The sequence below is a fragment of the Streptomyces cavernae genome, assembly GCF_004023625.1.
GTDB lineage: Bacteria > Actinomycetota > Actinomycetes > Streptomycetales > Streptomycetaceae > Streptomyces > Streptomyces cavernae.
In genome coordinates, this window is the sequence record NZ_ML137712.1 from 64,988 (window position 1) to 86,659 (window position 21,672).

General features: G+C 71.5%; 15 protein-coding genes, 1 tRNA gene and 1 pseudogene. 10 read left to right on the plus strand and 7 right to left on the minus strand.

The genetic code is table 11. From position 1 onward, the window contains the following. Positions 1-42: 42 nt before the first annotated feature. Positions 43-1,038, plus strand: coding sequence for a magnesium/cobalt transporter CorA (gene corA / locus EF387_RS06350; RefSeq protein WP_128375496.1), 996 nt, complete (start codon positions 43-45; stop codon positions 1,036-1,038). 273 nt (positions 1,039-1,311) lie between these two features. On the opposite strand, the gene EF387_RS06355 is transcribed toward corA, so the two are convergent. After that, the gene (locus EF387_RS06355) at positions 1,312-2,100 is read right to left on the minus strand and encodes a ferritin-like domain-containing protein (protein ID WP_128375497.1); all 789 of its coding nucleotides are present in this window, start codon (positions 2,098-2,100) and stop codon (positions 1,312-1,314) included. 334 nt (positions 2,101-2,434) lie between these two features. Next, entirely contained in the window at positions 2,435-3,490 is a 1,056-nt protein-coding gene (locus EF387_RS06360) for an LLM class F420-dependent oxidoreductase (RefSeq protein WP_128375498.1), read from the minus strand. Between the two features lie 597 nt (positions 3,491-4,087). Between EF387_RS06360 and EF387_RS06365 the strand changes: the two genes are divergently transcribed. Next, positions 4,088-5,071 (plus strand): aldo/keto reductase, encoded by a 984-nt coding sequence (locus EF387_RS06365; RefSeq protein ID WP_128375499.1) that lies wholly within the window; start codon positions 4,088-4,090, stop codon positions 5,069-5,071. Next, complete coding sequence (locus EF387_RS06370) at positions 5,068-7,299, plus strand: ATP-dependent DNA helicase (RefSeq protein WP_238431362.1); 2,232 nt, start codon at positions 5,068-5,070, stop codon at positions 7,297-7,299. Before EF387_RS06365 ends, EF387_RS06370 begins: the two co-directional genes overlap by 4 nt. Before the next feature lie 95 nt (positions 7,300-7,394). Here the strand turns inward: EF387_RS06370 and EF387_RS06375 are convergent, their stop codons facing one another. After that, complete coding sequence (locus tag EF387_RS06375) at positions 7,395-8,078, minus strand: hypothetical protein (RefSeq protein WP_128375501.1); 684 nt, start codon at positions 8,076-8,078, stop codon at positions 7,395-7,397. Positions 8,079-8,125: 47 nt separating this feature from the next. Between EF387_RS06375 and EF387_RS06380 the strand changes: the two genes are divergently transcribed. Continuing rightward, entirely contained in the window at positions 8,126-8,314 is a 189-nt protein-coding gene (locus EF387_RS06380) for a DUF5703 family protein (RefSeq protein WP_128375502.1), read from the plus strand. 59 nt (positions 8,315-8,373) lie between these two features. On the opposite strand, the gene EF387_RS06385 is transcribed toward EF387_RS06380, so the two are convergent. The 3 genes from EF387_RS06385 to EF387_RS06395 all read right to left on the minus strand — a co-directional run bounded on the left by EF387_RS06385 (position 8,374) and on the right by EF387_RS06395 (position 11,174). Beyond that, positions 8,374-9,318 carry a chaplin gene (locus EF387_RS06385; protein WP_128375503.1) on the minus strand — a complete coding sequence of 315 codons (945 nt, stop codon included), beginning with the start codon at positions 9,316-9,318 and terminating at the stop codon, positions 8,374-8,376. Positions 9,319-9,457: 139 nt separating this feature from the next. Continuing rightward, positions 9,458-9,691: a chaplin ChpH gene (gene chpH, locus EF387_RS06390; RefSeq protein WP_128375504.1), complete on the minus strand. Its 234-nt coding sequence runs from the start codon at positions 9,689-9,691 to the stop codon at positions 9,458-9,460. A gap of 157 nt (positions 9,692-9,848) precedes the next feature. After that, positions 9,849-11,174 carry a M20/M25/M40 family metallo-hydrolase gene (locus EF387_RS06395; RefSeq protein WP_128375505.1) on the minus strand — a complete coding sequence of 442 codons (1,326 nt, stop codon included), beginning with the start codon at positions 11,172-11,174 and terminating at the stop codon, positions 9,849-9,851. 182 nt (positions 11,175-11,356) lie between these two features. Between EF387_RS06395 and EF387_RS06400 the strand changes: the two genes are divergently transcribed. The 5 genes from EF387_RS06400 to EF387_RS06420 all read left to right on the plus strand — a co-directional run bounded on the left by EF387_RS06400 (position 11,357) and on the right by EF387_RS06420 (position 20,448). After that, positions 11,357-11,444: transfer RNA gene (locus EF387_RS06400), tRNA-Leu, on the plus strand. Positions 11,445-11,868: 424 nt separating this feature from the next. Next, positions 11,869-14,202, plus strand: coding sequence for a glycosyl hydrolase family 95 catalytic domain-containing protein (locus tag EF387_RS06405; protein WP_338058089.1), 2,334 nt, complete (start codon positions 11,869-11,871; stop codon positions 14,200-14,202). 356 nt (positions 14,203-14,558) lie between these two features. Then, on the plus strand, positions 14,559-18,473 hold the full coding sequence (locus EF387_RS06410) for a Pls/PosA family non-ribosomal peptide synthetase (RefSeq protein WP_128375507.1): 3,915 nt from the start codon (positions 14,559-14,561) through the stop codon (positions 18,471-18,473). Beyond that, complete coding sequence (locus EF387_RS06415; protein ID WP_238431363.1) at positions 18,455-20,020, plus strand: M1 family metallopeptidase; 1,566 nt, start codon at positions 18,455-18,457, stop codon at positions 20,018-20,020. Before EF387_RS06410 ends, EF387_RS06415 begins: the two co-directional genes overlap by 19 nt. Continuing rightward, positions 20,017-20,448, plus strand: coding sequence for a YchJ family protein (locus tag EF387_RS06420; RefSeq protein WP_128375508.1), 432 nt, complete (start codon positions 20,017-20,019; stop codon positions 20,446-20,448). The genes EF387_RS06415 and EF387_RS06420 overlap by 4 nt, the downstream gene beginning before the upstream one ends. Positions 20,449-20,525: 77 nt before the next feature. Here EF387_RS06420 and EF387_RS06425 read toward each other — a convergent pair. Further along, positions 20,526-21,056 (minus strand): annotated as a pseudogene (locus EF387_RS06425) (FadR/GntR family transcriptional regulator); the annotation flags it as partial. Positions 21,057-21,144: 88 nt separating this feature from the next. Between EF387_RS06425 and EF387_RS06430 the strand changes: the two are divergent. Beyond that, the gene (locus EF387_RS06430; RefSeq protein WP_128375509.1) at positions 21,145-21,666 is read left to right on the plus strand and encodes a gluconokinase; all 522 of its coding nucleotides are present in this window, start codon (positions 21,145-21,147) and stop codon (positions 21,664-21,666) included. Positions 21,667-21,672 lie beyond the last annotated feature (6 nt).

Here is a 21,672-nt window from a genome sequence, read left to right on the forward strand (position 1 = left end):
TACGGTGACGTGCCGGGTGCCAGGCCGGGACGGTGGCGCTCCATGATCGTGGACTGTGCCATCTACCGTGACGGGCACCGTGTGCAGGGCCCCGAGGACCTCTCCGACGCCTTGGCCGAGGCACGTGCACAGGGTGCCTTCCTGTGGATCGGGCTGCACGATCCCACCGAGAAGGAGTTCGACCGGGTCGCCGAGGAGTTCGCTCTTCATCCGCTGGCGGTCGAGGACGCCCTGAAGGCGCATCAGCGGCCGAAGCTGGAGGTCTACGACGATTCGCTGTTCCTGGTCCTCAAGCCGGTGAGCTACGAACCGGAGACCGACACCGTCTCCTCGGGCGAGATCATGGTCTTCGTCGGGGACTCCTTCGCGGTGACCGTGCGCCATGGCGACTGCTGGCCGCTGGCGGAGGTCCGCACCAGCCTGGAACAGCAGCCGGACTTGTTCCGGCACGGCCCCACGGCGGTGCTGTACATGATCGCGGACGCCACCGTCGACCACTATCTGGAGGTCGCCGGGGAGTTGCAGACCGATCTGGAGGAGCTGGAGGCGGAGGTGTTCGCGCCGGACGGCGAAGGGACACGGAGCACCGCGTCGCAGATCTACAACTTCAAACGGCAGATCCTGGAGTTCCGCAGGGCGACCGTTCCGCTGGCGGGGCCGGTGAACCGGCTCGCGGGCCTCGGCGCGGTCAATGCCACGCTGCCCTACGTGAACGCCGAGGCGCGGCCGTTCTTCCGGGACGTCGGTGACCATCTGACGCGGGTGAACGAGTCGGTGGAGGCACTGGACCGGCTGGTGTCGGACATCCTGTCGGCGCATCTGGCGCAGACGAGCGTGCGGCAGAACGACGACATGCGGAAGATCTCGTCCTGGGCCGCCATGGCCGCCGTTCCCACGATGGTCGCGGGTGTCTACGGCATGAACTTCGAGCACATGCCGGAGCTGCGCTGGACGTGGGGCTATCCGGCGGTGCTGCTGGTGATGGTGGTACTGGAGGTCATGTTGTACCGGCAGTTCAAGCGGCGGGGGTGGCTGTAGGGGGCGAGGGCCGAGGGGCGCGCGGATGCCCCAAAAGCGGGTGACCCGGGGGGGGCATAGCGGGCGGGTGGTCTGGGGCGAGTGGGTGGCCCAGGGGGCCGCCGGTACACGCGCGTACGTGCGGGGTCGGCGGGTCGCGGGGTTGGACGGTGTGCTTAGGCGGTCGGCGGTCGGGCGGTCGCGGGGTCGGACGGCCGGGAGCTGGGCGGTCGCGGGAGGTGGGCTCGGTCCGTGCCGGCCCCTCACGCGCGCGTGCTCCCGGGTGCGCCCCGCTTACGCGAACTCTGCGGCCGTCGTCGCGGGACCGCCCAGGGCGTTGCGGCGTTCGGGCATCTTCAGGGAGACCATGCGCCGCCAGCCGCCCGCCCGTTCGTACGCGTACACAGCGTGGATGCCCGCGGCGAGCACGGCCGACTTGGCGCGGGACCAGCCGAGGATGCGGCCCATGTGGGCCATCACGGCCAGGCTGACGTCCCGGTAGATGCGGATCTCCGCGAGCGCGGACTCACGCAGGGTGCGCTGGATGGCGCGGCCGTGTCCGGCGTAGGCGAAGCGCAGCAACTCCTCGTGGCAGTAGGCGAGATGGTTGTCCTCGTCGTCGGAGATCATCCGGACCGCGCGGCCGATGTCGGGGTGGTCGGCGAAGTGCTTGCGCAGCAGGTCCATCTGTTCGGAGGCACGCTGCTCGGTGACTCTGCTGTGGGCGAGGTAGGTGACGATGTCCTGCACGGTCAGTGGCTGGTCGGCCTTGAGCTGCTCGTGGGCGAGGCCGATGCCGTGCTTCTCCAGGAGCATGGTGTAGTCGGTGTCGGACGGCACGTCGACGGGTTTGAGGCCGCGCTTCTTCATCAGGGCGTTGAAGATCCGCCCGTGTTTGTCCTCGTCGGCGCCGTGGCGGGTGATCTTGGGTGCCATGGCGCTCTCGCTCTGCGGGACGAGGGCGGCGATCCGCGCGTTCTCCCAGCCGCCCTGGGCCTCACCGCTGGCCGCTATGGAGCAGAAGAGCCGGAACGACTCGTCGTTGTCGAGGATCTCCTGGAACAGACTCTTGGCCGAAAGCATTGCTGCCACCTCCACTGCAGGACTCCGCAAAGAACGAGTCAAATGCGGCGACAGGGGTGCGGCAACAGCTGTGCCGGACAATTCCGCCGAACGAAGGACAGCACGGGTCGTGAAACATGAGTCGTGAAGGCGCGTAACCGAGCCGGGCGGTGCGGCGTTGTTCCCCGTGACGGCCGTGGCGGGGAAGACCCCCGAGCCCCCACCACGGCCGCAGGAACTCCTCCCGAGCCACCGCCGCAGGAACTACTCCCCCACCACGGCGGCAGGAACTGCTCCCCCGCCGCGCCGCAGGAACCCCGCTGCGCGGCAAGGCCCTCCCCGCCGTCGTCGTCCGTTACCCGAGGCCGGCCCGCTCCAGGGCCTCGGAGCCAGCCCGGAGCGAGGCGACGCGCTCCTCGAGCGTGAAGCCCGCGGGAGCCAGCGTCAGGGTGGTGACCCCGGCCTCGGCGTAGGCCTTCATGCGGTCCGCGATGCGGTCGACCGAACCCAGCAGGGTGGTCTGGTCGATCAGCTCGTGCGGTACGGCGGCCGCGGCGCCCTGCTTGTCGCCGGAGAGGTACTTGTCCTGGATCTCGGCGGCTTCCTTCTCGTAGCCCATGCGTCCGGCGAGCTGGTTGTAGAAGTTCTGCTTGCGGCTGCCCATGCCGCCGACGTAGAGCGCGGTGTACGGGCGGAAGGTGTCGGCGAGCGCGGTGACGTCCTTGTCGTCACCGACGGCGAGGGGCAGCGTGGGGCACACGTCGAAGCCGTCCATGGTCTTCCCGGACTTCTCCCGACCCGCCCTGAGGTGGCTGAGGGCGGTGTCCTCGAGGTGGGCCGCCGAGGGGAAGATGAGCAGCGCGCCGTCGGCGATCTCACCCGTCTGCTCAAGGTTCTTGGGGCCGATCGCGGCGATGTAGAGCGGGATGTGCTCGCGCTGCGGGTGCACGGTGAGCTTGATCGGCTTGCCCGGGCCGCCGGGCAGCGGGAGGGTCCAGTGCTCGCCCTCGTAGGACAGCCGCTCCCGCGTCATCGCCTTGCGGATGATCTCGACGTACTCACGGGTGCGGGCCAGTGGCTTGTCGAACTTGACGCCGTACCAGCCCTCGGAGACCTGCGGGCCGGAGACGCCGAGGCCGAGGCGGAAGCGGCCGCCGGAGAGCGAGTCGAGGGTCGCGGCGGTCATCGCGGTCATCGCGGGCTGACGGGCCGGGATCTGGAAGATGGCCGAGCCGACGTCGATGCGCTCGGTCTGGGCGGCGACCCAGGTCAGCACGGTGGCCGCGTCGGATCCGTAGGCCTCCGCGGCCCAGCAGACGGCGTAGCCGAGCCGGTCGGCCTCCTGGGCCACGGCGAGATTGTCCGCGTCCATTCCGGCACCCCAGTAGCCGAGGTTGATCCCGAGCTGCATGGCCGATCCCCTTACCCATCAGTAACGTCCCTTGCTCCGGAGACACTAGCGCGCCCGGCCCTCCGTGCGGCAGGCATGGGCCGCGTGAGGCCGCGCACGTGGGACCGGCCCGCCGCCCGGCGTCAGGTCCGCGGTCCTCCCGCGGTCCGGCCCGGCGGGGCGGGCCCGTTCGGGCCAGGGAGCTTCTGGTGGATGTCCGTGGAAGAGAGAGCGGCGTTCGGTGCGTGCTCTGGGGGTCCCCCCTGCTCGAAGAGCTTGGGGGAGCGTGCCGGGCGTCGCGACGCCGCGGAGATCCATCAGAAGCCCCCCAAGGGCTGTCCCGTAATCCCCGGTGGATCCGCGCGCGGCGTCATGGGGGTCCCCCCTGCTCGAGCGAAGTCGAGAGCTTGGGGGAGCGGTGCATCGCAAGGCGGAGGGTCGCTCGCATACTGGATGTATTCGGGCGATCCGACAACGCAGCGAGGTGCCGTAGCTGTCGTCGTGCGCCCGCCGGGGATTACGGGAAAGCCCTTAGGGGCGGGGGCCCGTTCGGGCAGCGCCGAATCGGTTGTCCACAGGGTCTCCGCGAGGACAGGTCCGGACAGTAATCTCGCGGCCATGGAGCAGAGGCATCTCGGCCGGACCGGCCTGCGTGTGTCCCGGATCGGGCTCGGCACCCTCACCTGGGGGCGGGACACCGACGAGCACGACGCCGCGGACCTGTTGAAGGCGTTCTGGGAGGCGGGCGGAACTCTGATCGACACGGCGGACGTGTACGGCGGAGGGGAGGCCGAGTATCTGCTCGGGCAGCTCATGGAGGGTCTGGTACCGCGCCGGGAACTGGTGATCGCGACGAAGGCGGGCAGCGTACCGGACCCGGACCGGCGCTTCGACGGCTCGCGTGGCCATCTGCTGGCCGCCCTGGACGCCTCCCTGGCCCGGCTCGGCACCGACTACGTCGATCTGTGGCAGGTGCACGCCTACGATCCCGACACCCCGCTGGAGGAGACGCTCCAGGCCCTCGACCTAGCGGTCAGCAGCGGGCGGGCCCGGTACGCCGGGGTGTCAAACTTCTGTGGGTGGCAGCTGGCCAAGGCGGCGACGTGGCAGCTCGCCGCGCCGGGAACGCGCACCCGGCTGGCCAGTACGCAGATGGAGTACTCGCTGCTGCAGCGCGGTGTGGAACGGGAGGTGCTGCCCGCGGCGCTCGACCTGGGTATAGGGCTGCTGCCCTCCTCACCGCTCGGGCGCGGGGTGCTGACCGGCAAGTACCGGGGCGGCACGCCCGCCGACTCGAGGGGCGGCTCCGAGCATCTGGCCCCCTTCGTCGCCCCGTACCTCGACGACGCGGCGAGCCGCATCGTGGACGCCGTGACGACGGCGGCGGACGGGCTCGCGTCGACCCCGCTCCAGGTCGCCCTCGCCTGGGTCCGTGACCGGCCGGGGGTGACCGCGCCCATCATCGGCCCGCGCAACGCACAGCAGCTCACGGCGGCGTTGTCAGTGGAGGCCCTTAGTCTTCCTGACGAGATCTGCCGGGCGCTGGACGACGTGTCCGCGCCGGTGCACCGCTATCCCGATCACGACTGGAGCACGCTGTGAGCACGGAGTCCGCCGGCCCGGAGGAAGTCGCGCCGGAGGGAAGCGAACCGGATGCCGCCGCGCCGGAGGGCCACGGGTCCGAGGCCGGGCCCGAGGGTGTCGAGCCCGGAGATGTCGTGTCCGAGGGTTCGGCCGGCCGGGAGCCCGCGGCCGATGCGGCGTCGGGCACGGACGCACCGCAGGTGTCCGAGGCCGAGGCCGAACTGGCGGCTCAACGACTGGACCGGGAACGGATCGAGCGGCGCAAGGCCGAGAGGAAGGGACCGATCGCCGCCGGGGCCAAGCTCAGCGGGAAGGCCGCCGATCTGCTGGCGGCCGTGCGGGCCGTGGAGAGCGGCGGGAAACCGGCGGGCACGGTCTTCGCCGAGCCGGAGCCCAGGCCCACGCCGCGCACCGAGCCGGAAACCGCGCGCCCGGCCTCCCCCGAGCCACGGCCGCACCCCACCGTGCCCTCCGCCCCCACCCCCGCGGCCCCCGCCGCGGAGACGGTCGCGGCCCTGGGAGCGGTGCTGGCGGAGGGCGGCGCCCCCGCCGCGCTCGCGCCGGGCACCGTCGCGGCGCTGGGTGAGGGGGCCGACGTCCGGCTGCGGGAGGACCCCTGGCAGCTGCTGCGGGTCGCCGGCGTCCGCCCCGAGCAGGCCGACGGCTTCGCCCGGGCGCTGCTGGGCCCGGAGTGCGGCCCGGACGACGAACGGCGCGGCCGCGCGGTCACCGTCTGGCTGCTGCAACAGGCGGCTCTCGCGGGGCACACCGTGCTGGAACTCCCGGCGCTCACGACCGCGCTCGGGAAGTACGGGGTCCCGGACCCGGACGCGGCGCTCCAGGACGCCCTGGCGGAGGGCGAGGCACTGAGCTTCGAGGACGCGCTCGACCCGGCCGTCCCGGAGCCGCAGGAGCCCGACGAGGCCGAGGCGGAGCTCCCGGTGCGCGTCCTGGTCGGCCTCGAGCGGTACGCGCTCGCCGAGGAGAGCCTGGCCGACGGCCTCGCCCGCGTGGTCAACTCCGCGCCCAAGGAGGACCCGCCCATGTGGGAGGTGCCCGCAGGACCCGCGGCGGAGCTGATCCGCGCGGTCACCGCCCACGGCCTGGTCGTGCACACCGGGGGCGAGACGTCCCGCAGGGAAGCGGCGGCCCTGGTCGCGGTGGCCCGGGCGCACGGCCTGCGGGTGTACGCGGCGGCGCACAGCCCGGACGGGCGGGAGCGGTTCACCCGGCTGCTCGCGGCGGAGCATGGCGGGGCCGTGGCCGACGAGGGCGCGGGGAGCGGGGCCGTGGTGACCGTGGGCGGGCTGCTGTCCGGGGCCGAGGGGCCCCGGCGGGACGGGGACGGGGCCTTCGAGCTGGATCTGCTCGTCGTCCTCGACGCGCCCCAGCTGGACGTGGAGACTGCCGCCGTGATCGTCGAGTCGCTGCCCGACGGTGCGCGGTTCGTGCTCAGCGGGGACCCCGGGGTCCTCTGGTCCGCCGGACCCGGCCGGGTCTTCGCGGATCTGCTGGCGGCGCGGGTGTGTCCGCAGATCGCCTCGCGGACACCGGACCCGGGACCCATCGGTGAACTCGTCTCGGGGATCGGCATCGGTGAGCTGGAACAGATCGACGCGCCCGGCAAGGAGGTCGTGATCGTCCCGGTGCGCGACGCCGGCGAGGCGGTGTACCGCACGGTGCAGCTCGTCGCCGACTCAGTGCCGCGGGCCATCGGTGTTCCCGCCGAGCGGACCCAGGTGATCACTCCGGGCCATGGTGGGGCGGCGGGTACGCGCGCGTTGAACGCGGCGCTGAAGGACCGGCTCAACCCGGGGCCGGGGCGGTTCGGCGGATTCGACCCGGGCGACCGGATCGTCCACACCCCCGCGTCCGCGCCGGGGCGTGCCGTACCGGGCCGGGTGGTCGGGGCCGACGCGGCCGGACTGCGTCTGGAGTGCGCGGGTGTGCCCGTCCTCGTCCCCAAGGACCAGGTGGAGCAGTCCGTGCGGCATGGGTGGGCGCTGACCGCGCACCAGGCGGTGGGGATGCGGTGGCCGGCCGTGGTGGTGGTGCTGCCGGGCGACGCCGCGCAGGCTCTGTCCAGGCCCTGGGTGTACACCGCCTTCGGGCGGGGCGAGCGGCATCTTTCCGTGGTGCACGGGGTGGAGGGGGCGCTGCCGCGTGCGGTCGCAGAGGTGCCTGCCAAGCCTCGTACGACTCGCCTGTGCACACTCCTCAAGACCCAGGTGCCGGTCACGGGCTGAGCCCGCCGGCGAGCGGCGCCTGCCCGCGCCAGGGGCGGACACCCGGAGCTCCGGGTGCCCGCCACTGTTTCAGCCGTCCAGGCCTGCGCCGACTGTCAGCGTTCCACGTCCAGTGGCTCCAGGTCGTCGTCGTCGAGAGCAACGTCGAGGTCGGGGTCGGGGTCGTCCTCGAGGTCCTCCGTGGACTCCTCGTCGAACACCGCGCTGACGTCGAAACGGCAGACGACCCGCCCGGGGTCGGCCTGCTCGAACGGTGCCTCCAGCCACTCCCCCGGCTCGGCGGGTTCGTCCGCGGCGGTCACCCACAGCGTGGAGTCGCCCTCCTCGAGGCCGAACTCCTTGTGCCGGGAGGCGATTTCGTCCGGTTCGAATTCCCCGAAGAGAATGCCGAGCGATTCATGCACGGTGCCGGTCGTCTCCGCGGCCGGCTCCTCCACTGCCTCCACCCGCTGAGCCTGTGCCAGCAGTCGCTGCGGCTCCACCACGGCGTAGTCCCGGCGGATCAGCACACTGATCGCGTTCGGCTCCTCGGGGCCCGTGTACGGCGGCATGTCCTCCGTGCCGGGGATCTCGAAGGGCGTGACCTCGTCATAGCGGTCGTAGAGGAGTTCGTCGTACTCCTCGGCGGCCGCGGCCAGCTCGTTGAACGCTTCGTAAACGGCCGGGTCGTCCTCCCCCGTCCTCCGCTCGACCGCCGCCAGGTGGCGGTCGAGCGCGGCCTTGACCGCCTCGGCGGCGGCGCGTACCTCGGCAGCGGTGGGCTGCGCAGCATCAGACATAGTGCAGACGCTATCCGTACCGGGCCTCTGCCCGCACAATAGATGCGATGCCGGAATACGAATTTGTCGACGTGTATGTGCCCCGCGGGGTGTCCCGCAAGGAAACCACACGACTGCTGACGGACCACGCCGAGTACGGACACTGGGAGTTGGACCGCCTCAGCCTGCTTTCCGACGGTAGCCGCCGGGTGCGGCTGCGGCGCCGGATCATTCGCCAGGTGCGCGCCACATGGTGACGGAAGGCGGCTGAAACGGAGTGGTTCCCGCGGCCGCGGGAACCACTCCGTTCGAGGTTTCACGCCGTCGCGCGCGCCTTCCTGTACAGCACGGCGCCCGCGAACAGTGCTCCCGCGCCCACCGGGAGCACCATGCCCAGCGGGAGGTCACTGCCGGTCTGGGCGAGCTGTGCCGTGGTGCGCGGTGCGGTGACGGAGTGGGGTTCCGGCTGGTTCCCGGCCGGAGGGCCGACCGGGTTCGCGCCACCGGGTGCGGTGGGCTCACCAGGGTTGCCCGGCTGGGCGGGGTGGCCGGGGTTGCCGATGTGACCGGGGTTCTCCGGACCGGCCTGGTAGTCGCCGCCCGTTCCGTTGCCGCACTCGTCGCCCGTCGTGGCGTTCGCGGCGCCGCCGATGGTGACGCTGTTGCCGCAGACGTTCACCGGTGCGTGGACCGGGACCTGAATGTGGTTGCCGGAGGCGACACCCGGCGAACTGCTCGCCTGCCCGTCGGCCTGCGCCCCGCCACCGCCATACGCGCCGCCACCGCTGTGCGGACCACCGCCACCGTTCGGGCCCTGCCCCTGGGCTTGACCGGTGTTGGCGCACTCGTTGCCCGTCGTCGCGTTACCCGCGCCGGCGACGTCGACGCTGTTGCCGCAGACGTTCACCGGTGCGTGGACCGGGACCTGAAGGTGGTTGCCGGAGGCGACACCCGGCGAAGCGCTCGCCTGCCCGTCGGCCTGCGCCCCGCCACCGCCGGCCGTGCCCGGGTGCCGGACACCGCCGTTCACGCAAGCGTTGCCCATCGCCGGATTGAGTACGCCGACGACGTTCACGGTGTTTCCGCAGATGTTGACCGGTGCGTCGATCGGTGCCTGCACCGTGTTCCCCGACAGCACGCCGGGTGAGTCCGACGTCGAGCCCTGCGCGCCGGCGTCGGCGTGCGCATAACCGCCGGAGACGGCGAGCACACCGGTCGCGGCCGCCACCGTCATCAGGCTCTTGCGGGTGACCTGTCGCATTTCCCTTTTCCCTGTCTTAGACCTTAGGAATGCGCACGTGTCCCCAGTACGCGTGCGCCGAATACCCGTCGGCCCCGGAGCGCATGGCGCGCACTCCGGGGCCGACGCGGTTCAGACCCTCACGAGGTGAGGCACGACGTCACTGGTTGACGCAGGTGTTGCCGAAGGTGGGGTTCAGCAGGCCGATCACGGAGACCGTGTTGCCGCACACGTTCACCGGGACGTGAACGGGCACCTGGACGACGTTGCCCGAGAGAACACCGGGGGAGTTCTGGGCGTGGCCCCCGGCGCTCGAGTCGGCCACGGCCATGCCCGCACCAGCGAGAACCAGACCACCGGTGGCGGCAGCGGCAGCGACGACCTTCTTGATCATTATTCCTCCTAGTTGGCATATGCGATTCCAACCGCGGATCGCATCACCTGTAACGAGGAGGGAGTAATGGGGCTACGACCTGATCGTCGCATTCACTCTTCCCGGTCGTCCTCCGTACGGGTTGGCGATTATTTGAGTGTCTTTTCAGCGGCCGAATTCAGGACGCGTCGAGGAAGCGGTCGAGTACCCGGACGCCGAACTTGAGCCCTTCGACCGGCACCCGCTCGTCGACACCGTGGAACATGCCCGCGAAGTCCAGCTCGGGCGGCAGCTTCAGCGGTGCGAAGCCGAAGCAGCGGATGCCGAGGTCGGCGAAGGACTTGGCGTCGGTGCCGGCGGAGAGCATGTACGGGACGGCGCGGGCGATGGGGTCCTCGGCGACGAGCGCGGTCTGCATGGCTTCCACGATCGCCCCGTCGAAGGTGGTCTCCAGGGCCTTGTCCGCGTGCACGTCCTCACGCTTGACGTGCGGGCCGAGGATGCGGTCGAGGTCGGCCAGGAACTCCTCCTCGTAGCCGGGCAGGAAGCGGCCGTCGACGTGCGCGGTGGCCTGCCCGGGGATGACGTTCACCTTGTAACCGGCGCCGAGCTGGGTCGGGTTGGCGGTGTTGCGCAGCGAGGCGCCGATGAGCTTGGCGATGGTGCCCAGCTTGGCGAGCGTCTCGTCCATGTTCTCGGGGTCGAGTTCGGTGCCGAGCGCGTCACCGAGTTCGTCGAGGAAGTGGCGCAGGGTCTTGGTGACCCGGACCGGGAACTCGTGCCTGCCGAGGCGTGCGACGGCCTCGGACAGCTCGGTGATGGCGTTGTCCTTGTGGATCATCGAGCCGTGTCCGGCGGTGCCGTCCACGGTCAGCTTCATCCAGTGCATGCCCTTCTGGGCGGTCTCCACCAGGTAGAGCCTCAGTTGCTCGTTGACGGTGAGGGAGAAGCCGCCGACCTCGCTGATGGCCTCGCTGACGCCGTCGAAGAGTTCCGGGTGGTTGTCGACGAGATGGCGGGCGCCCCAGGTGCCGCCCGCCTCTTCGTCGGCGACGAAGGCCAGCACGACGTCCCGGGGCGGTTTGCGGCCGGAGCGCAGCCGGTCGCGTACGACCGCGAGGGTCATCGCGTCCATGTCCTTCATGTCGACGGCGCCGCGGCCCCAGACGCAGTCGTCGGCGATCTCGCCGGAGAAGGGGTCGTGGGTCCAGTCGGCCGCGTTGGCGGGTACGACGTCGAGGTGACCGTGGATGAGCAGCGCCGGCCGGGAGGGATCCTCGCCCTCGACCCGGGCGACCGTGGAGGCGCGGCCCTGGTGCGACTCGAAGATCTGCGGCTCGAGGCCCACCTCGGCGAGCTTCTCGGCGACGTACTCGGCGGCCCGCCGCTCCCCGGGACCGGAGTGGTCCCCGTAGTTGCTGGTGTCGATCCGGATCAGGTCGCGGCAGAGGTCAACCACCTCGTCCTCACCGGTCAGGGGCTTGGCCGTGTTCGACTCGCTCACGCTGCTTCCTCCCGCTGTCTTCGCTGGTGGTTCCTCATCCTCCCTCCCACCCCGGCCCTCGCCCAAGACGGGGCCGGGCCCGTCACAGGGCGTTCACGCGGCACCGGCCGGTGATCGGGGGAGCTCCAAAGCCTGGTAGTGTTTTCTCTGTCGCCGCGGGAGTCCCGCACGGCCGACACCTCGTCCGGGTGGCGGAATGGCAGACGCGCTAGCTTGAGGTGCTAGTGCCCTTTATCGGGCGTGGGGGTTCAAGTCCCCCCTCGGACACCAGTTGAGACCCCACTTCGCGTGGGGTTTTCTGGTTTCCAGGACCGTCCCGGCTGATGGTTCCACTTCGGTTCTCAGGACCTCGCTCCGGTTCTCACGACCGCCCCGGTCCGGCTCTCGAGACACCCATCCCGGTTCTCACGACTGCCCCGCTCCGATCTTCCGGGCCCCCTGTCCGGTTCAAAGGACCGCCCCGGTCCGGGACGGCATCCATGAAGGTCGGAGGGATTTCTCAACGGGATGCGGATGTCTCTCCGTGCGCGAGGGACTCAAGTGACCGAAACCCAAGGCTAACTGGCCGGGCTTCAGGTTGCATCCTCGCCTTTCGACCACCCACCCACATCCGATACGTCGGAGGTCTTCCCCAGGAGCCTCCCTGCCCTGCACCATGCCCGAGGGTTCACAGACGGATATGGGAGGCACATACGTGACCACAGAGGCGGGGAACGGGATCTCTCGACGAGGTGTGATCGGCACGGCGGTGGCCGTCGGTGCCGGGGGCCGGCTCGCGGGCGCCGGGACTGCCTGGGCCGCCCCGCAGGCGCGGGAGGCGGCAGGCGGTCCCCATGAACGGATGGCCAGAGCCGCCGCTCTGCGATGGCGCCGTATGCCCGGCGACTGGAAGGACGGCCCCTTCCTCGGCAACGGTCTGCTCGGAGTGCAGGTCTACGGGGGCGCGACCCCCAACACCGTGAAAGTGATGGTCAGCCACAACCATGTGACGGACCAGCGGCCCCAGTGGCGCGCCCCGTACGGCTTCTCACGACTGCCCATCGGGCACTTCGACCTCACCCTGGCCGGCGAGGTGACCGGCATCGACTGGACCCTCGACATCTGGGACGCCGAGCTGCGCGGCACCGTCACCACCACCCGCGGCAGCGTCCGCTTCTCGATGCTGGTCCACAACACCCGCAGCGCGTTACTGGTCTCGACCCGGCCCAGCGCGGGCGAGGAGTCGGCCGCCTGGTCGTTCACCTGGATGCCCGCCGTCTCACCGCGCGTGAAGGACAAGCCCGCGGACTACACCGGCAACCCCGACCCGCGCACCGGCTCCTCAGGAGCCACCCAGGCCACCCACTACGTCGAGCAGCCGCTGGTCGCGGGCGGCGGCTGGACCACCGCCTGGCGCGAACGACGCGTCGGCACCGGCAGGTTGCTGGCCGCGCACATCGTCTACCGCTTCCCCGAGGAGCTGTCGGGGACCACGCGGCTCGCCGTCGCCGAGGTGGCCCGCACACTGGCCGCGGACCCGGACGACCTGGTGCGCGCGCACCGCGCCTGGTGGCACCGTTTCCACCGGCGCAGTCTGCTGTCCGTACCCGACAAGCGTCTCCAGGACTTCTACTGGATCCAGCTCTACAAGGCCGCCTGCGCCACCCGGGCCGGCGGGCCGTCGATGTCCGAGTGGGGGCCGTGGTACCCCGAGACCGGCGGGAGCTGGACCGCCGTGTGGTGGAACCTCAACGTCCAGATCGCCACCTGGCTGGTCCAGGGGTCGAACCACCTCGAACTGGACTCCGTCACCTCGACCTTCAAGGACTTCGAGGAGAACCTGCCACTGTCCGTGCCGCCCGCGTACCGGGACGGTCAGACCTACGCCCTCGCGCACCCGTCGGACTGGCGCTTGCGTCCCGGGGCGAAGACCGTCGGCGTTCCGGGCACCTCCGCCAAGACGGACAACAACGGCAACCTGAGCTGGGCCCTGCACAACATCTGGCTCAGCTACCGCCACACCATGGACATCCGCATCGTGCGCGACGTCCTCTTCCCGATCCTCGTCAAGGCCGTGAACTTCTACGACCACTTCCTGCACGAGGGGAGCGACGGAAAGCTGCACCTGCCGCTGACCCGGTCCCCGGAGTGGGCGGACGTCGAGGACTGCACCTACGATCTCTCCCTGCTCCGCTGGGGGTGCACCACGCTCCTGGACTGTCTGCGCATCCTCCGTACGGACCACCCGCGCGCCCCACGCTGGCGCGAGATCCTGGGGCGCCTGGTGGACTACCCGCGGGACGCCACCGGCGTGCTGATCGGCGCAGGGAAGCCGCTCACCGAGTCCCACCGGCACTTCTCGCACATGCTGTGGCTGTACCCGCTGGGCGAACTGGACTGGGACCGGCCGGAAGACCGGGACATCATCCGGACGACGTTCGACCACTGGGTCAAGGACCGCGGGTTGTGGGCCGGTTACAGCTACGCCTGCGCGTCCTCGATGGCCTCCCGGATGGAACGGCCCGAGGAGGCACTGGACTTCCTGACGTTCTTCACCGACGGCGAACTCATCAACAATGCCCGGATGACTCCCAACACCATGTATGTCGAGGGCGGCAATCTGGCCATCGAGAGCCCGCTGTCGGCGGCCCAGTCGATCCTCGACATGACGGTGCAGAGCCGCGGCGGCGTCGTACGGGTCTTCCCGTCGGTTTCCCGGCGCTGGCCGGACGCCTCGGTGCAGTCGCTGCGCACCGAGGGCGCGTTCCTCGTCGACGCGGACCGCTCGGCGGGCCGGACGCGCTGGGTCCGGGTGCACAGCGAGGCGGGAGCGCCGCTGGTGCTGCAACACGGCATCGAGGGCGGGATCGAGGTGAGGGACGGGCGCGGGCGCCGGCTGCCGTACCGGGAGCGGGGGCAGGGCCGGATCGAGATCCCGCTCGGCCGGGAGGAGACGGCCGTCATCGTCCCCCGCGGCACCCGTCCGGACCTGGCCGCACGCGACGTCCCGGCCATCGGTGAGGCACAGCCGTGGGGGCTGCCGGGCTGAACCGGCGTCCTGCGAGCGAGGGCCCCGGCCGCACGGTCGGGGCCCTCGCTCGTGGTGTGTCCGGACGGCCGGGGACCCCGCCCGTCCAGTGCCCAGGCGGCGGGCGACCCGCTCGTCCGGTGTCCGGGCGGCAGTGTGGGACATCTCTCGTCCGGTACACAGACCACGAGGTCATGCCGTACGTACGGCTCCCCGGGGACGCCCGAACGGCCCCTTCCGCGTGGCCGGTGCCCACGGGCGGCCCTAACTTCGTACTAAAATCTCCGGCTTGTTTGGAGCTGGACCGGAATATCCCCAGGCAGACCTGCGGGCCCACCAGCGCCCCGGACGCTCCGGGTACGAGATCTGAGGATCCGATGGCAGCCCTGCAAGAGAGCCCGGCGCTCGCGTTGCTGGACGACGACGCGATGCGCAGGGAGTTCGGTGACACGGCCCGCTTCTCGGCCGGGTCCGCGGCTCCGCCCCGCACTCTCGTGGACGTCTTCGAGGCCGCCGTACGCGCGCACCCCGACGAGCCGGCCCTGGACGATGGACGGGCCTCCCTCAGCTACCGGGCGCTGGCCGCCGAGGTCGAGCTGCTGCGGCGCCGTCTGGGGGCGGCCGGTGTGGGGCTCGGTGACCGGGTCGGTGTGCGGATCCCGTCGGGCACCAACGAGTTGTACGTGGCGATCCTGGCGGTGCTCGCGGCCGGTGCCGCCTACGTGCCGGTGGACTTCGAGGATCCGGACGAGCGGGCCGAGTTGGTCTTCGGCGAGGCCCGGGTGCGTGCGGTGATCGGCGCCGGGCACCGGCTGACCGTGCACGGCCGGTCAGAGGCAGGCGCCGGACGACCCGAGGCGGACTCCGGACGGCCGGGCGTCGAGCACGACGCGTGGATCATCTTCACCTCCGGCTCGACCGGGAAGCCCAAGGGTGTCGCCGTCACCCACCGCAGCGCCGCCGCGTTCGTGGACGCCGAGGCGGCCCTGTTCCTCGCCGAGGAGCCGATCGGTCCCGGCGACCGGGTCATGGCCGGGCTGTCCGTCGCCTTCGACGCCTCCTGCGAGGAGATGTGGCTGGCCTGGCGGTACGGGGCCTGTCTGGTGCCCGTGCCGCGGGCGCAGGTCCGCAGTGGTGCCGACCTCGGGCCGTGGCTTGTCGAGCAGGAGATCACCGTCGTGTCGACGGTGCCGACGCTGGCCGCGCTGTGGGAGCCGGAGACGCTCAACGACGTCCGGCTGCTGATCTTCGGTGGCGAGGCCTGCCCGCCGGAGCTGGCGCAGCGGCTGGTGACGGAGGGCCGGGAGGTGTGGAACACCTACGGGCCGACCGAGGCGACCGTGGTGGCCTGCGCCTCGCTGCTGACCGGCGAGGAGCCGGTCCGGATCGGGCTGCCGCTGGACGGCTGGGAGCTCGCCGTCGTCGACGAGGCCGGTGAGCCGGTGCCCATGGGCGGCAGCGGGCAACTCGTGATCGGCGGGGTGGGCCTCGCCCGCTATCTCGACCCCGAGAAGGACGCGGAGAAGTACGCGCCCCTCGAATCGCTGGGCTGGGAGCGCGCCTACCGCAGTGGCGACCTGGTGAAGGCCGATCGGGAGGGGCTGGTCTTCCTGGGGCGCGCTGACGAGCAGATCAAGCTCGGCGGACGGCGGATCGAGCTCGGCGAAGTCGATGCCGCCCTGCAGGCCCTGCCGGGTGTCGCGGGCGCCGCGGCCGCGGTGCGGACGGCACGCAGCGGAAACCAGCTGCTCGTCGGCTATGTCGTCACCCAGGACGGCTGGGACCAGGCGACGGCCGTGGAGAAGCTGCGCGCGGAGCTGCCGGCCGCGCTGGTACCGCTGCTCGCGCCGGTGGCCGAGCTGCCGACCCGTACGTCCGGGAAGGTGGACCGGGCCGCGCTGCCCTGGCCCCTGAAGGGGCTGGAGACGGGCCCTGCGGAGCGGTTGTACGGCACCGAGGCGTGGCTCGCCGAGCAGTGGGCCGAGGTGCTCGGGATTCCGGTGTCGAGCGCCGGTGACGACTTCTTCGCCATCGGGGGCGGCTCTCTGGCCGCCGCGCAGCTCACCACCCGGCTGCGCGCCCGCTACCCCAGCGCCGCGGTCCTCGACATCTATCAGCAGCCGACGCTGCGCAAGCTGGCCCGGTATCTGGAGCGGTCCGCGCCGGACGACGGCTCGCTGCGGGAGGTCGCGCCGGTCCCGGTACGCGCCGGGGTCGGCCAACTGCTGCTGCTTCTCCCGCTGTTCACGCTGGTCGGGCTGCGCTGGAGCGTGGCGCTCGCCGCGTTCGGCAATGTGCTGCACTGGTTCGGCCCGTATCCCTGGGCTGCCGGCGTTTCCTGGTGGGTCGTCGGCGCGGGTGGCGTGCTGCTGTTCTCTCCGCCGGGGCGGCTCGCGATCGCCGCGGGCGGGGCCCGGCTGCTGCTGCGCGGCATCAAGCCCGGTCGTTACGCCCGCGGCGGCGGTGTGCATCTGCGGCTGTGGACGGCGGAGCGGCTGGCGGAGTTCAGCGGGGCGACCTCGCTGACGGGTGCCTGGCTGGAGCGGTACGCGCGTGCCCTCGGCTGCAAGATCGGCGAGGACGTGGACCTGCACTCGTTGCCGCCGGTGACCGGGATGCTCAAGCTGGGCCGGGGCGCGGCGGTGGAGTCCGAGGTGGATCTGTCCGGGCACTGGCTGGACGGTGACCGGCTGGAGGTCGGGGCCGTGAAGGTGGGCGCGCACGCGGTGGTGGGCACGCGGAGCGTGCTGTTCCCGGGTGCCCGGGTCGGCAAGCGGGCCGAGGTGGCGCCCGGTTCTGCCGTGGTCGGGCAGATCCCGACCGGGCAGCGCTGGGCGGGTGCGCCCGCGGTGAAACTGGGCAAGGCCAAGCGGGACTGGCCCAAGCAGCGCCCGCGGCGGGGCAGGTACTGGCGGGCGATGTACGGGGCGACCGGTTTCGGGCTGAGTGCGCTGCCGGTGCTGTCCGCCGGGGCGGCGCTGGCGCTGGCGAGTGGATTCGTGGCGGCGGACGCCGGGTTCGCCGAAGCCCTGCGGGGTGCCGCGCTCGCGCTGGTCCCGGCGACGCTGGCGTTCGGGCTGGCGTACGCGCTGCTGATCCTGGTGGGCGTACGGCTGCTGAGTGTGGGGCTGCGCGAGGGCACCCACCCCACGCACGGCCGGGTGGGCTGGCAGGCCTGGACGGTCACGCAGTTGATGGACCGCTCACGGGAGACGCTTTTCCCGCTGTACGCCGGGCTGATCACACCGGTGTGGCTGCGGCTGCTGGGAATGCGGATCGGGCGGGGCGCGGAGGTGTCGACGGTGCTGGCGCTGCCGAGCCTGACGACGGTGGGCGAGGGTGCGTTCCTCGCCGACGACACGCTGACCGCGCCCTATGAACTGGGCGGCGGCTGGGTACGGATCGGGCGTGCGCAGATCGGGCGCCGGGCGTTCCTGGGCAATTCGGGGATGACGGCGCCGGGCCGCAGCGTGCCGGACGGTGGTCTGGTCGGGGTGCTCTCGGCGACGCCGAAGAAGGCGAAGAAGGGCAGCTCGTACCTGGGGCTGCCGCCGGTGAAGCTGCCGCGGGCCGCGGCAGGCGGCGATCAGGGCCGCACGTACGACCCTCCCGCGCGACTGCTGTGGGCGCGCGGGCTGGTCGAACTGTGCCGGATCGTGCCGGTGTTGTGCTCGGCTGCGCTGGCGGCGGGGACGGTGGCGGCGCTCGGCGCGCTGTTCGGCGCGCTGGGGGGCTGGGCGTGGCTGCTGGCCGGTGTGGTGTTCCTCGCTGCCGGGGTCGTGGCCGCGGTGGTGTCGATCGTGGCGAAGTGGCTGCTGGTAGGCCGGCACCGCAGCGGTGAACATCCGCTGTGGAGCGGTTTCGTGTGGCGCAACGAGCTCGCGGACACGTTCGTGGAGGTGCTCGCCGTGCCGTGGCTGGCCGGTTCCGTTCCGGGTACCCCGCTGATGACGCTGTGGCTGCGCGGGCTGGGGGCCCGGATCGGGCGGGGTGTGTGGGTGGAGAGCTACTGGCTGCCGGAGACGGACCTGGTGACCTTGGAGGACGCGGCCACGGTCAACCGGGGCTGTGTGCTGCAGACCCACCTCTTCCACGACCGGATCTTGCGGACGGATACTGTGGTCCTCCGTGAGGGCGCGACGCTGGGCCCTGGCGGAATCGTCCTGCCCGGCAGCACGATCGGTGCCCGCAGCACGCTGGGTCCCGCGTCGCTGGTGATGGCCGCGGAGTCCGTTCCCGACGACACCCGCTGGCTGGGCAACCCGATCGAGGCATGGCGTCCGCGGAAGTGAGCGGCACCGGCCACTCCCGTGGCGTGGCTCGCCCCGGGCCGGGGGACGGTGCACCGGCACGACACACGAGCACACCGCAGGGAGTAGACACAGCAGTGAGCCCTCGATCGAAGGCGGGCCCGCAGGCGAAGACGGGGTCTCAGGTGAAGACGGGCCCACAGCCGAGGACGGGAACCGATCCGTACTTCCCCGCCAACGGCGATGCCCGCTACCGGGTGCACCGCTACGAGCTCACGCTGGATTACCGTCCGGGGCCGAACCGGCTCGCGGGGACGGCCCGTCTGAACGCGATAGCGGGCCGCGCCGCGCTCTCCGAGTTCCTGCTGAACCTGGCCGACTTCAAGGTCGGCCGGGTGCGGGTCGACGGCAAGGCCCCGCACTACACGCACCGCGGCGGCAGACTGCGCATCCGCCCCGCGAAGCCGATCCGGGCCGGGGCGCCGTTCACGGTGGAGGTGCACTGGTCGGGCAATCCGCAGCCGGTGCGCAGTCCTTGGGGCGGGCTCGGCTGGGAGGAGCTGCAGGACGGGGCGCTGGTGGCGAGTCAGCCGGTGGGTGCCCCGTCGTGGTACCCGTGCAACGACCGTCCCGCGGACAAGGCGTCGTACCAGATCTCGATCACCACGCCGTCGGCGTACTCGGTGGTGGCCGGGGGCCGGCTGCTGACGCGTACGACGAAGGCGTCCACGACGACCTGGGTGTACGAGCAGTCGGCGCCGACGTCCAGCTATCTGGTGGGGCTGTCGATCGGGAAGTACCAGACGGTGCTGCTCGGGGATCCGGGTCTCGGCGGGGTGCCGCAGGCCGGGCACATCCCGGCGCACCTGCTGCGGGAGTTCTCCCGGGACTTCGCGCGGCAGCCCGCGATGATGCAGCTGTTCGAGGAGCTGTTCGGGCCGTATCCGTTCGGTGAGTACGCCGTGGTCGTCGCCGACGAGGAGCTCGATGTGCCCGTGGAGGCACAGGGGTTGTCGCTGTTCGGCGTCAACCACGTGGACGGTGTGCGGGGTTCGGAGCGGCTGGTGGCGCACGAGCTGGCGCACCAGTGGTTCGGCAACAGCGTCACGATCGCGGACTGGCGGCACATCTGGCTGAACGAGGGCTTCGCCAAGTACGCGGAGTGGCTGTGGTCGGAGCGTTCGGGCGGACGCGGCGCGCAGGAGCTGGCCGCGGTCGCGCACCGGAAGCTGGCCGGGCTGCCGCAGGACCTGCGTCTCGCGGATCCGGGCCGGAAGTCGATGTTCGACGACCGGCTGTACGAGCGGGGCGGTCTCACCCTGCACGCGCTGCGCTGTGCGCTGGGCGACGAGGCGTTCTTCCGGATGCTGCGCGGCTGGGCGGCGGTGCACCGCGGCGGGGTCGTCACGACGTCCGCTTTCACGGCGCACGCGTCCCGCTTCACGTCCCGGCCGTTGGACGACCTGTTCACGGCGTGGCTCGACGAGACGTCCCTGCCGCCGCTGCCGACGACGACGGCGCCGGTGCCGCTGCGGCCGCCGCACCCACCCCATCCGCCCTTTCCGCCGAGCAGTGCGGGGTCCGCATGAGCAGCAAGTCCCGGCCGCCCGCGCGGCAGTCCGCACGCCCGTCCTCACGCGCGTCGTCGCGGCCGTCGTCGTGTCCCTGCGGGCTTCCCGAGCCGTACGAGAAGTGCTGCGGCCGCTACCACGCGGGTGCCGCCGCGCCCACCGCGGAGGGGTTGATGCGGTCGCGGTACAGCGCCTTCGTGATGCGGGACGCGGCGTATCTGCTGCGGACCTGGCATCCCCGGACGCGACCGTCCGCGGTGGAGTTCGATCCGGGCATGCGCTGGACCGGGCTGGAGGTCACCGCGGTGGAAGAGGGGTCGGCCTTCCACGCACGGGGGACGGTGACGTTCAAGGCGCACTACCGGGGCGGGGCGCTGCACGAGAGGAGCCGGTTCGAGCGGGTGGACGGGGCGTGGGTCTACGTCGACGGGGACTTCGTTGAGTAGTCGGGGCAGGCCGAGTGGTCCGCGTAGTCGGCGGACTGGTCCGCGTGGTCAGCGGGCTCGTCCCCGCTGGGGCGTGGTCAGCGGGCTCGTCCTGCCGGGGCGTGGTCAGCGGGCTCGTCGTGCGCGGAGGTCTCCGAGGGGGCCAGTACGTCCAGTTCCCGCAGGGCGCCGAGGACGATCTCGCGGGTGAGTTCCTCCGCGCGGGCAGCGTCCCGGCCGCGGACCGCCTCCGCGACCCGGACGTGCAGGGTGACCGCCTCGGGGTCGGGGTCCCAGAACATCACCCGGTGCTGGGTGCGGCCGGTCAGGGTCTCCGCGACGACATCGCCGAGGCGGGCGAACATCTCGTTGCCGGAGGCGCTGAGGATGATCCGGTGGAAAGCCATGTCGTGGACGAGATACTCCTCGAGCCGATGGCCGCGTGAGGTCGCGACCATGTCGAGGGCGCACTCGGTGAGTGCCGCGCACTGCCGGGCATCGGCGTTGCGGGCGGCGAGGCCGGCGGCCACCGGTTCGACCGCCGAGCGCAGCACGGTCAGTGAGCGCAGTTGGTGCGGCCGGTCGGCGCCCGCGAGGCGCCAGCGGATGACCTGGGGGTCGTAGACGTTCCTTTAGGTGTCCAGCCCTTGGTTAGTCATATCTAATGGGTTCGATTGTGCTGGGCGTCCGATGTCGGCGGAGACAAGCGAGGCAGTGATGAGTACTCCACGCGTCATCGTGGTGATGGGCGTGACCGGCACCGGGAAGAGCACCATCGGCTCGCTGCTCGCCGCCCGGCTCGGCGTGGTGTACGCCGACGGCGACGACTTCCACCCTCCGGCCAACATCGAGAAGATGACGGCCGGGACCCCGCTCACCGACGAGGACCGGTGGCCCTGGCTGGACACGATCGGGGCCTGGGCGCACGAGCGTGCGGCGGGTCCCGGTGGTGTGGTGAGCTGCTCGGCGCTGCGGCGGGTCTACCGCGACCGGCTGAGGGCCGCCGAGCCCGGTGTCGTCTTCGTCCATCTGACCGGTGACCGTGAGCTGATCGCGGAACGGATAGACCGTCGCAAGGGGCACTTCATGCCCACGGCACTCCTCGACTCCCAGTTCGCCACGCTCGAGCCGCTCCAGACGGACGAGCCGGGGGTGGCCGTGGACGTCTCCGGCAAACCGGAGGAGATCGCCGACCGGGCTGTGGCCGCCCTGGAGGCGTTCGACCGCGACAAGCGCTGACTGCCG